We start from the raw sequence: 13926 nt of genomic DNA on the forward strand, positions 1-13926 counted from the left end.
ATGCCATCAAAAAGGGTCAATGTGCCGGAGAGCGAGAGGCGCCCCGGCTGGTTTTTATTATTTATTCAGCTCAATACGCACAACGCTGTCCGGCGCGTCGGTGGAGTGATCTTTATTAAATTTCTGTTTCACCGTGACATACAGCGTCTGACCGTCAGCTGAGAGCAGCAGGCTGTTTGGATTCGGTGGCAGATCCCAGCTTTTCTTCACGCTGTAATCGGTCGCGTTGAGGCTAAGCAGTTTCCCGGAATCACGCTGGGTGATGTATATCTCATGGCGCCTGGCGTTGAATTTAACGGATAGCGAATCGCCCACTTCCAGTTGTTTCAGCACATTACCGGTGCGGATATCGAGTACCAGCGTGGTTTTTGCTTTGGAGTTATCGGTCACGAACAGGCGACCGGTTTGCGGATCTTCCGCCATATTCAGCAGCAGCGCCGGTTTATCGCCCAGGGGTTTCCAGCGCTTCTCGACACGCTGGTTACGCGGGTTGATGACCAGAATCTCGCCACCGCCATTCGCGGCGTAGATACGTTGCGTGGTTTCGGAGTAGTGCAGACCGGTCATCCATTTGCCGGTGTTTTTGATGCGCGTTTTCAGTTTCAGCGTTTGAGCATCGACCACCCAGATCACTGCGGGATCGGCGACCGCGCCGATATACAGCAGGCCGTTATGCAGCAGCACCTGACGTGCGCCATACGGGAAACCTTCAGGATTCCGCTCCGGGAACAGGACGCGATTTTTGACTTTACCGTCTGCAGTATTCAGCGCGCTCAGGCCACCGTCCAGCGAGTTGGTGACGTACACCGTTTTGCCGTCGGGTGAAATGACCATGCCAAAGTTTTTCAGATCCGTATGGCTGCGCCCGATAGTCTTAAGCGTTTTGGCATCCAGTTTGTAGACCACCCCGCCCTGAACATCTTTAAAACCTTCGGCACTGGCGACATACAGCGCGTCCCCGGCTGGATTTAACGCCATCTCATACAGACCATCCGCCAGAGGGCGTTTTAACGTATCGGTCGCCACTGCCGGCGTCGCCACTTTTTCAACGGCGTTTGTCGGCGTGATGGCGGGTGCAGTGGCCGCGCAACCGCTTACTGCCGCCGCGATCAGTACTGCCAGCGCGGTTATGTTTTTTTTCATTCCTGGGTTCCTTACCAAAAAAGACACGCATTAAATAATAAAGAGAATGAGAACTATACTTATTCTCTTTTTCGAAGCAAGCGTATTTCGCACAAAAAATACCCTTAATGAAACAGAGGTTCGAATTGTGAGAGCTCAAACGAAAATGATGGGTGAACGATAATTTCTGCGAATTATTCTGGACGAACAGGCCCCGCAGGCCACAGAATGCGATTTGCACTTTTTTTATATTTTTCAAACGAATGACTTAACCTAAATATCGTCATTCATGTGTCGGTCACGCCAGGCAACGGTGTCATGAATAAAATCATCAAACGACTTGAAATCATTAAAAGCGCCATCGAACTTGAGGATGAAGAAATCATCCAGCAGCAGCTTGTGCATCTGCAGCGGGAATCTGGCGATCCCGTAATAACGGCAATTGCCCAGGCGATCGAGGCGCGCCGTTTCAGTGATGCAATGCGTGAAATTGCCACCTGGCTACAAAATCAGCGCGCAATAACCCACTGGCAGGATCCGGCGATAGCGGCCAGTAAACTGGAGCTTAAGGCGCTGGAAAGTCAGTTGCGCGAGTTGATCGACACCCGCAATGCTCGTATCCAGATCCTGGATGAATTTAACGACCAGTATCATTTGCGCCTCGGGCCGTTAATGAGCCGTATTCTGGAATTGCGTAAACAACTCGCGGCTAGCGCCCAGCGCCGACAAGAAGCGGAGCGCCGACGTCGTGAGAAAGATTACCTCGCCTGCCAGCAGTACATCTCGCTGGCTGTCGATCGGTTAGCGCAGCTCAAACAGCAGTGGATGGGGATGGACTCGACCTCGCGTTCTGCGGTCGACATTCGTCAGCGCATTCAGCAGCAAACGGAATTGATTACCGATCTGCTCGCTGAGATCCGTGAGCTGGAAGAGGATTTTTCCCGTCACAACGACAGTGACACACGACAAGCACAGGAAGAGGCGGCGCATGAATATGAGGAATATCAGGAACAGCAGCAGGATGCTCAGCATCGCTTCGCACGCGATCAGCGTCTTTCACCGGACGAGCGCAATGAGATTAAGCGCCTGTGGCGTCAGGCCAGCCGCCTGTGTCATCCGGACGTTGTTGCAGATGAACTGAAAGAGAAGGCGCATCAGATGATGGTGCAGCTTAATCTGGCACGACAAAACGCCGATCTTGCGGCCATTCGTGCCCTGCTCACCCAACTACAAAGCGGTCTGGAGCCGATGATGGCCAGCGATCGGCTGAACAACCTCGACCATCTGCGGCAGAAAATCCAGCAGTTGAGGCTACAGATTGACGCGCTGCTGAAAGAGATAGCCGGGCTGGAAGCGGAAAATGCCTGGCGTCTGGCGACATCGCTTCGCGATAAAGAGGCCTACTTTTCGGAGCAGGAACGGGCCCTGGCCGAGCTACGCGATACGCTGGAGACCCAGGTCAAACACGTTGAGCAGGATCTGCTGGCGAGTTAAGGCTTTTTTGCATCAAAACACCTCCTGGAGACCGCTGGAGGCCTGCGCAGCACAAATAATCAAAATCAACATTTAAAGGTAAAAATAAATGTTATCTCAGCCATTTCCACCGAAAAAATACAAAAAACAAGATTCATAAACCATAAAATCTCACATCTTAAACATCTCTCTCCAGACGGGGCTTACCCATCGCCCTATTACCCAGGAATATTCTTAATACACGATATCCTGGCTCATCACGCATTTCCCCCTTCCCCCGATCGCGGGGCTTCCCCCCCTTTTATCTCCGTTATTCTTTAAGACAACCCCGCATATTCTTCATTATTTCCTCTCCTGATTACATCAATCAATAAGTGAAATCTATCAATCATCCTCCCGCAGGAGAAATAAACGATTTATCTTAAATTTTAACAAAGCGTAATATTTCAATTGAGAATAACCCCAATAAAAAACGTGAATTTAAATTAATTCCCGGAAAAGGAACAAACCCTTTTTTTTTTAAAATTCAAAGAGGGGCAGGATGCTATAGCTGATTCAAGGAGAAATTTATGTCAAAAGCAATTTTCTTTGGTGACAATTATTACTCCTGGGTTGGCATTAAAAATATTCTTCGCGGGACATCAATCTATTATGGTATGCAATATTACGCAACCAATTTACCCCTCTGCGCGCTTCCTGCGGTCCAGAATAATGATTACCTTATTATTCATCCCGAACCAACGAATATTCTGAACTACGCCAGCATCATTCGCCGTCTCTCCTCGCGTTCATCATTGATGATTTTCGTGCTGACGGATGCCGAAACCTTTGCGGTATTCCAGGCAATGTGCGGCATACAGATGCATCTTCTCGACCACACGTTGAACCTTGACGCCCTGCACCGTCGGGTGATGCAGCTAATTAACAGCAAGAATACAAGTGTAAGCCGGCCGCTGGACAATGCCATGAGCGTTAATGAATTTAACGTCATGCTGATGTATTCCCGTGGCTGGTCGCTGAGCACAATCGCCAATATTGCGCATAAAAGCGAAAAAACAATCGGTACTTATAAAAGCAATATTGCCAAAAAACTGGGGCACAGCAACCCCCATCTGAAATACAGACTTTTCCATTATCGTTAACCATTAATCGAGGAAATAAGACACGAACCAATGACGATTATTTAAGGCCGTTCAATCACTAAAAATTATTCCGCCCTGCGGAAGGGCCTCCTTTTTCCGAAATTTGACAACCCAGGCCGCACTCATCGTGAGTCAACCCTTGCAACGAACGCAACGCCCCAACCAACAAAAAAAACAGAAATGCAGACGAGGTTATTATGAATAAGGTTTACAACATCATATGGAATGCGGCACTCGGGCTTTGGGTTGTCGCCTCCGAATTATCAAAAGGGAAGAAAAAAAGCAGCTCACGTAAAACCGGACTCCGGATCGTATCCGGTTTATTCGCCGGGGCCACTCTGACCGCCATCGCCGCCCCTCTCGTGACCACCGGAACGCACATTATCACTGATGATTACCCGGATGTTATCTCCGCAGGTGTCCATCAGGACGTATTCAACTACGGTTTTTTATATGAAAACCACACCAGCGGCGATGTACTGACTATCACCGGAGCCATCCCCAGCATCGCCTACGGACAAACCGGCATTGTGGAATCGTCTACCATCCGGGATCTGCTGGCGGAGGGGAAAATTACGCTCACCGCCACCAACCTCGCCCACGAGCAAAAATCTATCACCACGATCGAAGAACTGGCGGAATACCTGAGCCACACGCAATCGTCCACGCCGTCACAAAGCGTCGATTTTCAGGTCATTGACCCAGCGGACCCGGAAAAAACCTCCACCCTGAAGGTGTTTGATACCGCAAGTCTGGCAAGCTTTATTAGCGTCTCGCAGATTGGTGATGCGGTGCTCAACACGTTTGATGCCAATGTGTCGCAAATCTATAAGCAGTTTGGCTTTGCCCTTGCCAAAAATGGCTCAACGGCCAATCTCAACATTGGCGATAACACCCTGACAGTCAGAGAAAATGATATCCGTCTGCTGGCAAAAGACTCTTCTCTGCTCAAAGCGCAGGAGCCGAACAGCAAGGTCAACTGGCAATCCGATAACTACATCCAGTTTGGAGCGGCGCCGGTCGTACCGACCAAAACCTATGCCGGTTCGAAACAAACCACCGTGTTTGGCGATGACATCACCTTAATGACCTACGGCTACGACGAAGAGGGCAAGGTCGTTGAAACAGGTAACCGCACCTTTTCCATCAAAAACACGGCGGACCTGGCGAATTTCAACAACTGGCTGATTGGCGCCGGCAATGAAAGCGCCAAAACACCCGACGGGGAAAATATCAGCCAGATCCAGCTGTGGCTGGATTCTGGTGCCATCAGTAAAGTTTCTGACGCACAGACGTACTACGCCAGCCTCATCAATCAACTGCTGACCTCCAGCACCAATGCCGACCTGCTAACCTGGGATTATGATGTCTGGACTGACGGGTTGGCACATACCAACAACGCCACGGCGGGAACAGGAGAACTGCATGCCATCTACGCCAACGGGCAAGATACAACCGGCACATTGGCCCAGGGCGCGATTCTGGCTGTCGATGGCAGTATCAATGGGGCAATGAAGGCCGATGGCGGTGGTTCTGTCCTCAATGAGGGTGCCCTGAATGTTCTGCGGACCTCTACCGGACAAGGGCTGGCGATTGGCATGCTGGCCAGTGACGCCAGCGCGACTAACCGTGGCACGATCAACTCCGGATTGTTTATCGATAAAGATGGTAATCAGAACGTAAACAGCTACGGTGCCTACGGTATGCAGGGGCTGGGAAACAGCACCGTAGTGAACGAAGGGACCATTAACCAGGCGATTACCACCAATAACTACGGGACGGCGGCAGCAGCCGATCCGTGGTCTACCGACAAACCCAACAGTTCGCTGACGCTCGCTATCGGTATGCAGCTGTCCGGTGAAACCAGCGGGACCAACAAAGGTGAGATTAACGTTGTGGACGGACGGCGTAACGGCGACTCTTTCGGTAAGGGGACGGCTTACGGCGTTGAAGTGTCCGGTGATGCCACTTTTACAAACACCGCTGACGGCACCATTTACCTCGGGCGTAATGCCAATAACCCCGCTGAGGATATTGCCATGGGCGGCGGTGCGAGTCCCAGCGCCGGGATCCTGACCAGAAGCACAGGCGATGTGACCAATGACGGAACGATCACCCTTGGAAAAGGCGTACGTAACGCCGCCGGGATGCTGGTTGGCAACGCCTCCGGAAACGTAATTAACACGGGTAAAATTACCCTCAATGGCGACTCGTCATCCGGCACCAGCCAGAACTTCGGTATTTCGGTACGCGACAGCGGCAGCGAAAACGGTCAGCAGATCCGTAACGACGGCGAGATTAGCGTTAACGGCCACAACAACATCGGTATCCATCTGAGCGCCAGTTCCAGGAACGCGCATGTGACGTCCAGCGATACCGGAGCGATCGCGGTCGCAGGCGACGGCGGCACGTCGAACCGTAACTATGCGATCTGGGCGGAGGGGAGCACGACTTCTCAGGCTATCGTCGACGTGCTTTCCACCATCACGCTGGAAGAAATCGGCAATATTGGCGTTCACGTCCGCGATAATGCGATAGCAAACATCAACAGCACCAGCAGTCCACTGTTCAAAAATAGCGATCAAATTGGCTACTACCTGTACGGCAACGGGGCAACGGCCAATATCGGCAAAGCCGACATGAACGATAACGGTCAGGCACGCACGACGCTGTTCCGCATTGCTAACGGCGCAAATTTTGCCGGCAATACGATCAATCCGGAGAATAATCAGTCGTCTTCACTCGAAATGGCCTTAAGCGGTGAAAAATCGATTGGTGTTTTTGCCACCGGTAAAGGCAGCACCGTGGATACCGGCGAAGCGACATTCACTGTTAGTGGCAACGGGGCCGCCGCCCTGCTGTTGGAAGGGGGCGCAGAAGGTACCATCAGCGACAAGACTCTCATCGAACTGACAGGATCAAACACCACCGCCGGGATTGTTGATGGGCAGGCGCACCAGTTAAACGGTAACAAACAGAACGGCCCGGTCGAGACCGTTCTCAACTCAAATGCCACCATTCGTTCCGCGGTGGATGGGCTGAACGTCATCGCCTATGTGGCGAAGAACCTGGGAAATATCGTTCTGCAACAGGACGCGGTTATCGATCTCGCCAGTAAAAACAGTATCGGCGTCGATGTGCAGGAAGGGGGTCGGTTGAGCAACAACTCATCCCAGATATTGCATGTCAGCAACGGGATCGGCGTTCGCGCCTCCGGTGAAGACGCCCAAATCAAAAAGCTGGGTACGATTGAGGTCGATGACGGCATTGCAGGCGTGCTGCTGACCAATGGCGCAACGCTGAATATGACCGCGGGAACCGGCGGATTAGCGGATACCATTACGACCAAGGGTACGGCGGACGGTATTCGCCTTGACGCGGGGGCCGGTTCACTAACGGCCAAAGGCGTCACCATCAGCGCATTGGGCAGCGGCGCAGGGATTCAGAACCATGCCGAAAGTTCGGATATCACGCTAAACGATGTCACGATTAACGCCAACAACGGTCCAGGGATCCGCACCAGCGTGGCGCTGAACGTGAAAGACGGCGCCAACAATGTGCTCAACGTCACCGGCTCTGGCTCAGGCTTTGCCTTCATGAAAGAGAACGGCGACGACGCCACCGGCGATTTAACTATCGGCACCGGTTACACGGTGCGAGTGCACAACGATGCCGGAAACGCCACGGGGAACGGGATCGATGCCCGTACCAACGGCAGACTGACCACCCGCGCCGATATTATCGTTCAGGACGCGACGGGGGGATCGGCCATCCTGGCAAAAGACGTTTCCGCCCTCACCAACAGCGGTAGTATCACCTCCAACAGCGTAAACGGCCCGGTGGTAGATGCCAGTGGCGACAATGGCAAAACCATCACCAACAACGGGACAATTCTCGCCGCCACCGATCGGGATGTCGCTATTCAGTCCGGTAAAGGCAACGACACCATCAACATCAGCGGCGGCAATACGCGCGGCGTTATCAATACCGGTGCCGGTAGCGATCGCTTTATCTGGAACAGTGGAACGTTCGCCGGAGAGGTGAACTTCGCAGGGACAACCAACAACAAGGCCAACATCGGTAATGTATCGCTGACGGAAACGCGTCACATCACCACGCTCGCCGGTACGGGCAACGCCCTCACCTTCACGAATACCACGGGTAATATCGGTACGCTGCTGGCGGATGATCTCAGTCTGGGAACCAACATCGGCAGCGGCTGGAATACGTTAACGCTCACCGGCGCACAGGCGGATATGCGCATCGTTGATAGCCTGACGCTAACCGACGGAACCCTTTCCGTTAATAACGGTGCGACGCTGCGCACAGGCGATCATCGGGATGTGAGTAATACCAGTGCAACCATTGGCAACTACAGCATCACCACCAGCGGTAACGCCAGCAACATCATCTTTGATACGCAGGGCAATGGTGCTGACAGCCAGATTTATCAGGGCACCATCAGCGGCAGCGGCAACTTTGTTCGCGCAACGGGCGGCACAACGGTTTTCACCACTGATAATAACTATAGCGGTTCGACCACCATCAATCAGGGCGGTGCATTACATCTGGGTCAGGGAGGCACGACGGGCGGTATCAACCCGGTTTCGCAGATCGTTGATGACGGTATCCTGACCGTTAACCGCAGTAACAGCGTTCTGCTTAACGGGGTGATTTCCGGTATCGGCGCGCTGGAACAAATCGGCAAAGGCATCACGCGTTTAACCGGGGCCAACCGCTATAAAGGGGAGACGATTGTCGATAACGGCACACTGTTGGTTAACGGTAATCAGTCAGCCGCGACGGGCATGACAACCGTGAACGGCATGGCAATACTCGGCGGCATCGGGACCCTCGGCGGCGACGTCGTGATGAATGACGCCACCACGCTCAGCGCAGGCGACGGCGGCGCGGGTACGCTGAAGATCAACGGAAGCCTGCAACTGGGCAACAAAACGACCTCCGCATTTGAACTGGGGCAGGCTTTCGTGCCTGGCGGCTCGCAAAACGATCTGGTCGATGTCGCTGGCAATCTTCTGCTCGACGGTACGCTGAACGTCAGCCAAAGCGCAGGCGGCGCGTTTGGACCGGGTGTCTACCGTCTCTATAACTACGGCGGTACGCTCAATAACCAGACGCTGGAATTGGGCGATGTCCCGGCGGGTCAGGATAAGAGCAACATTTTCGTCCAGACGGTGCTGGATAAACAGGTCAACCTGGTCAACGCTAATGGCGTCACGCTACAGTTCTGGGACGGCGCGCAGACGGGGGAAAACCACGGTAAAACCGGGATTGAAGGCAACGGTAAAATCGACGGTGGCGATGGCAAATGGATGGCGATCGGAAGCCAGGGCGATAACAACTGGACGCAGCAGGACGGCATCGGCAACGCGCCGTGGGCGCAGAAAGCCTTCGCGGTCTTTACCGGCAACGCCGGCACGGTCGAGGTCGACAGGAGCGCTGGCGACGTTCAGTTCTCCGGCGCGCAGTTTGACGCAGACGGCTATGTTATCAAAGGCGATGCGCTGAACGCGTGGGCGACCACCGCGGGCAGCGGTGAGCTGATGCTGCGCGTCGGTTCAGGCGGCGCGGGCGCAAACTTCACCGCGACGATCGAATCGGCGATCCGCGAGGGTAACAGCGCTGATAGTCTGACGCTGGTCAAGACCGATCCCGGTCGTCTGATCCTGAGCGGTGACAACGCGTATCATGGCGGCACGCGCATTGACGGCGGTACGCTGCAAATCTCGGCGGATAATAACCTGGGCCAGGCCGGGACCGGCGTCACCATCAATAACGGTTCAACATTACAGTTGGGCGCAGATTTCACCACCCAGCGCACCCTCACCCTGGGCACGTCCGGCGCGGCTGCCGTGTTCGATCTGAATTCGCATCACTTCACCCCTGTCGGCGAAATCGCCGGGGCGGGCAACCTGAAAGTCACCAGTAGTACCCATGATGCGGCCAGCATGCTGTCGCTCGATCGGGCCAACAGCTACCAGGGAACAACGCTGATTGAGGGTACCGGTGAGACTCACAACGTCACGGTGAACGCCAGCCAGACGGGCGTATTTGGCAGCAACGCCAGCAGCACGGTGAGCGTGACGAAAGGCGCGACGTTGAACGTCAGCGGCGCGGCAACCCGTCTGCAATCCCTGACGCTGAATATTGCCGACAGCCTGTTAACGCTGAAAGATACGGTCACTGCCGCAGGCGCGACGCTGAATCTGAAGGGTAAAGCAAAGGCGCTGATCGCGGATAATGCAACGGCCGGACAGTCGACCATTAACGTGTCAGAAGAGAGTACGCTGGCGCTGGAAGACAACGCCAGCGGTGGTAGCGCCACGGTGACCAACAGCGGGCTGATGTCCTTTGCCGGTCACGCGCTGGCAGAAATGACCACGGTGATAAACCAGTCCGGTGGTAGCGTGAATGTCAGCAACGTCGACAGCGCGACCGCTATCGGTTCGCTTTCCGGTGCGGGGAATGTTGAACTGGGCGATAAAACCCTCTCCCTCGGCAATCTGGCGCTGGATGACACCATCAGCGGCATCATCAGCGGTGACCACGGCAACCTGGTGAAAATCGGCGACGGGACGCTGACCTTAACGGGCGACAACACCTGGACCGGCACCACATCGGTCGATGAGGGTATCCTGCTGGTCAACGGTAATCAGGCAGCGGCGACCGGTGACGTAACGGTCAGGGCGGACGCCACGCTCGGCGGCGTCGGCAAACTGACGACCGGTTCTCTAACGCTGAATGACCTGTCGCAACTGGACTATCAGTTTGGTCAGGCGTACACCCCAGGCGGCGCCTTCAACGACCTGATTAACGTCAACGGCGATCTGGTGCTCGACGGTAAGCTCAACATTGCGACTTCACCCGGCGGCAGTTTTGATGTCGGGGTCTATCGCGTCATTAACTACTCCGGCACGCTGACCAACAACGTGATGGACATTGCCAATGCCCCGGCAGCGGCTGACAGTCTGTACGTACAGACGTCGGTGAAAAATCAGGTCAATCTGGTGAACCACGGCGGTTTGACCCTGCGCTTCTGGGATGGCACCGGCGGTGAAAACGGCGAACTGAAAAACAACGGCGTGATCAACGGCGGCGACGGTATCTGGCAATCCAGCCATGGCAACGACAACTGGACCACCGATGAATCCACGCCGGAAGGTGCGCTGAACGCCCCGTTCACCGATGCCGCTTTCGCTGTTTTCCAGGGAGATGCAGGCAACGTCACCGTGGATAACAGCCTGGGTGATGTGATTATTAGCGGTGCGCAGTTTGCCGCCGACGGCTACCGCGTGGCGGGCGATGCAATCACCACCGACACTGCCAATACGCTGATTCGCGTCGGCGATGGCACCGTCGATGGCGCAAGCTATACCGCTACCATCGACAGCCAGATCCGCGGCACCGGCGGCGTCAATAAGAGCGATCTTGGCACGCTGATCCTGACCGGTGATAACCACTACAGCGGCGGCACCACCATTACAGCAGGGACACTGCAGGTTTCTGCCGATAAAAACCTCGGCGCAGCCAATACCGGGATCACCTTTAATGGCGGCACGCTGAAATATGGCGATGCGTTTAATACCGCTCGTCAGGTGACGCTGGAATCTGGCGGCGGGACCTTCGATACCAACGGCTTTAACGTCGCGCTGTTGACCGAAGTGGATGGCAGCGGTCAGTTAACGAAAACGGGTCAGGGCACGCTGATGCTCACGCTGGACACCGCCTATACCGGCGGCACCCACGTCGTGCAGGGGACATTGCAGTTGGGTAACGGCGGTGAGATTGGCAGTGTACAGGGCGATATCATCGCTGACGGCATACTGAATGTGAAACGCTGCAACAACTACACCCTGAGCGGCAACATCAGCGGCGAAGGACAGTTCCACCAGACCGGCAGCGGCACCACGACACTCGAAGGGCAGAATAGCTACAAAGGGGCAACCCTTGTCGCCAGTGGGGTTCTGCAAGCCGGTGGCGTCAATACGCTGAGCGCCGCCTCTCACCACTATGTGGCAAGCGACACCGCGCTGAAAACGCAAGGATACGACCAGACGGTCGCAGGATTAACCAACAGCGGCAACGTGTCACTGATGGGGGCTGCGGTCGGCTCCGCGTTAACCGTGAAAGGCGATTACCATGGCAAAAGCGGTACGCTTGAGTTGGCGGCAGCGCAGAGCAACAGCGGTCAGGGCATTGCGGACCGACTGGTGATCGATGGCGGTAAGGTCAGCGGCAGCACGCTGCTGAAGGTAGATGGTTCCGGACTGGGCGCGCCGACGGTAGGTGACGGGATCGAAGTGGTGACGGCGAAGAACGGTGCCACCACCACGGCGCAATCCACACGCGACGGTTTCCATCTGGCGAGTAACCGCATGTCCGCCGGGGCGTTTGAATACCAGTTGTATGCCGGTAACGCGAAGGGCCAGGGCGAAAACTGGTATCTGCGCAGCGCATATCGTCCAGAAACCATGCTCTACTCTGGTCTCGCCAGCGTGGTGCGTCAGGGCGACCTGAGCCTGTTAGGTAACATGCACCAGCGGATGGGGGATGATGTGCGACCGGGACGGGATGAAGACAACCGCGCGTGGGCGAGAATGATTGGCTACTCCGGTAAAACCAAACTGGACGACGTCACCGGCACGCAGACCACCAGCCATACGATGGGGATTCAGGCGGGGGTTGACCTCTACGCGGATGCCAACTGGAAAGCCGGTATTTACACCAGCATTCTGGATATCGACAGCAGCGTCAAAGGCAGTAACGCCGGCAGTGCGGGTAAAGGCGGTAACATTGATGACAACGCGTTTTACCTGGGCAGTTATGCCACCTGGTTCTCCGCGGATGGCATGTACGTTGATAACGTCCTGCAATACGGAAACCATGACGCTCGCCTGTCAGCATCCGGAAACAATGGATCCCATACCGTGAAGGGGCACACGCTGACCGCCTCAACGGAAATCGGGAAAGCTTTCCGTTTAGGGGCAAGCGCATGGAGTCTGGAACCCCAGGCGCAGCTGATCTATCAGTACAGTGACTTTGATGACAGCACGCTGGGCGGCACGACGAAAACGAAAGTCAAACTCGATACCGCCGATGCTTTTACCGCCCGCGTAGGGCTGAGACTGAAGGCCGACTATGACACCCGCCACGGCAAGATCCAGCCATATGGTCGTGTCAACCTGTGGCAGGGCCTGGGGTCGAAAGACAAAACCCACTTCAGCAATGCGGTTGCTACCACGACGCTGGAATCCTCGCAGCAGTATTCCAGCACCGAAGTGGCAGCCGGTCTGAGCTGGAACATCGACCGCGACCTGCAGGTGTACGGCGAACTGGGCACGCAGTTCAACAACGGCGGGCATAAGTCGCAGGTTGAAGCGCCGATCAATGCCTCAATTGGCTTTAAAAAGTCGTTCTGATTGCGTCTGATATGAAAAATCCCTCTGTGATACGGAGGGATTTCAGATTGCCGATAACGTGTCGAACTGGGATTATGCCGGGTGACGGCTATGCCTTACCCGGCCTACAGGTTTTGGAATATCAACACGTTACTCGTGACACCTGTAGGCCTGATAAGCGAAGCGCCTTCAGGCTGATGACAAACTCAGGATAAAAAAGAAAACGGATGATTGAATTTGACGATCAGTTTATTCAGTTCAGCAGAATGGGCCAGGCCCAACTTTGCGATGATCCTCATTTTATGGGTCTGGATTGTTTTATAGCTCACACTGAGCAGATCCGATATCTCGTTTGGCGAATACCCGCTCACCAGCAAACTCAGGATCTGTTGTTCACGATCGCTCAGTCGTTTTTGCGATCGGAATAAACGGGGATTCCAGCACTCCCCCGTCAGGGTTGTCAGTCGGCCAAAATCACGCAGGGGTGATTTATCGGTCAACACAATAGCCTTCTCGACATACAACAACTCAATGCACAGCCTTGCCAGACGGCTATCGGCAATCACTACCACCGCGTTATCGTAGACTTTAAAGCGGTTCTTATTTAAATAACGCACAAAATCCGCGCAGGACTGTTCGTGGCTGATGATATTAAAAATCATCAGCCGATGGCGATAACGAGTAGAGTAATCCACCATTACCTGCCAGGGTACACTTGTCACCTCGGCATGTTTACTCTTCAAATATGTTGAGACACTGCTACCGATTAA

General features: G+C 54.6%; 5 protein-coding genes. 3 read left to right on the forward strand and 2 right to left on the reverse strand.

Annotated elements, in window-relative coordinates; genetic code table 11:
- Positions 1-57 precede the first annotated feature (57 nt).
- The gene (locus tag I6L53_RS15860; RefSeq protein ID WP_042320873.1) at positions 58-1143 is read right to left on the reverse strand and encodes a YncE family protein; all 1086 of its coding nucleotides are present in this window, start codon (positions 1141-1143) and stop codon (positions 58-60) included.
- Positions 1144-1440: 297 nt separating this feature from the next.
- Between I6L53_RS15860 and I6L53_RS15865 the strand changes: the two genes are divergently transcribed.
- The 3 genes from I6L53_RS15865 (at position 1441) to I6L53_RS15875 (ending at position 13177) form a co-directional block, all read left to right on the forward strand.
- A complete protein-coding gene (locus tag I6L53_RS15865) occupies positions 1441-2616 on the forward strand; it encodes a DnaJ family molecular chaperone (protein ID WP_042320877.1) in 1176 nt (391 codons plus the stop codon).
- 548 nt (positions 2617-3164) lie between these two features.
- Positions 3165-3737: a helix-turn-helix transcriptional regulator gene (locus I6L53_RS15870; RefSeq protein WP_042320880.1), complete on the forward strand. Its 573-nt coding sequence runs from the start codon at positions 3165-3167 to the stop codon at positions 3735-3737.
- 197 nt (positions 3738-3934) lie between these two features.
- A complete protein-coding gene (locus tag I6L53_RS15875) occupies positions 3935-13177 on the forward strand; it encodes an autotransporter outer membrane beta-barrel domain-containing protein (protein ID WP_217124951.1) in 9243 nt (3080 codons plus the stop codon).
- 185 nt (positions 13178-13362) lie between these two features.
- Here I6L53_RS15875 and I6L53_RS15880 read toward each other — a convergent pair whose 3' ends face one another.
- The gene (locus I6L53_RS15880) at positions 13363-13878 is read right to left on the reverse strand and encodes a helix-turn-helix transcriptional regulator (RefSeq protein ID WP_232231085.1); all 516 of its coding nucleotides are present in this window, start codon (positions 13876-13878) and stop codon (positions 13363-13365) included.
- Positions 13879-13926: the final 48 nt, after the last annotated feature.

It is taken from the genome of Citrobacter farmeri (assembly GCF_019048065.1).
Classification (GTDB): domain Bacteria; phylum Pseudomonadota; class Gammaproteobacteria; order Enterobacterales; family Enterobacteriaceae; genus Citrobacter_A; species Citrobacter_A farmeri.

What these genes read in the sequence shown, in the direction of transcription:
- I6L53_RS15870 (WP_042320880.1), top strand. Translation starts at nt 3,165, where the DNA reads ATGTCAAAAGCAATTTTCTTTGGTGACAATTATTACTCCTGGGTTGGC.
- I6L53_RS15860 (WP_042320873.1), bottom strand. Translation starts at nt 1,143, where the DNA reads ATGAAAAAAAACATAACCGCGCTGGCAGTACTGATCGCGGCGGCAGTA.
- I6L53_RS15875 (WP_217124951.1), top strand. Translation starts at nt 3,935, where the DNA reads ATGAATAAGGTTTACAACATCATATGGAATGCGGCACTCGGGCTTTGG.
- I6L53_RS15865 (WP_042320877.1), top strand. Translation starts at nt 1,441, where the DNA reads ATGAATAAAATCATCAAACGACTTGAAATCATTAAAAGCGCCATCGAA.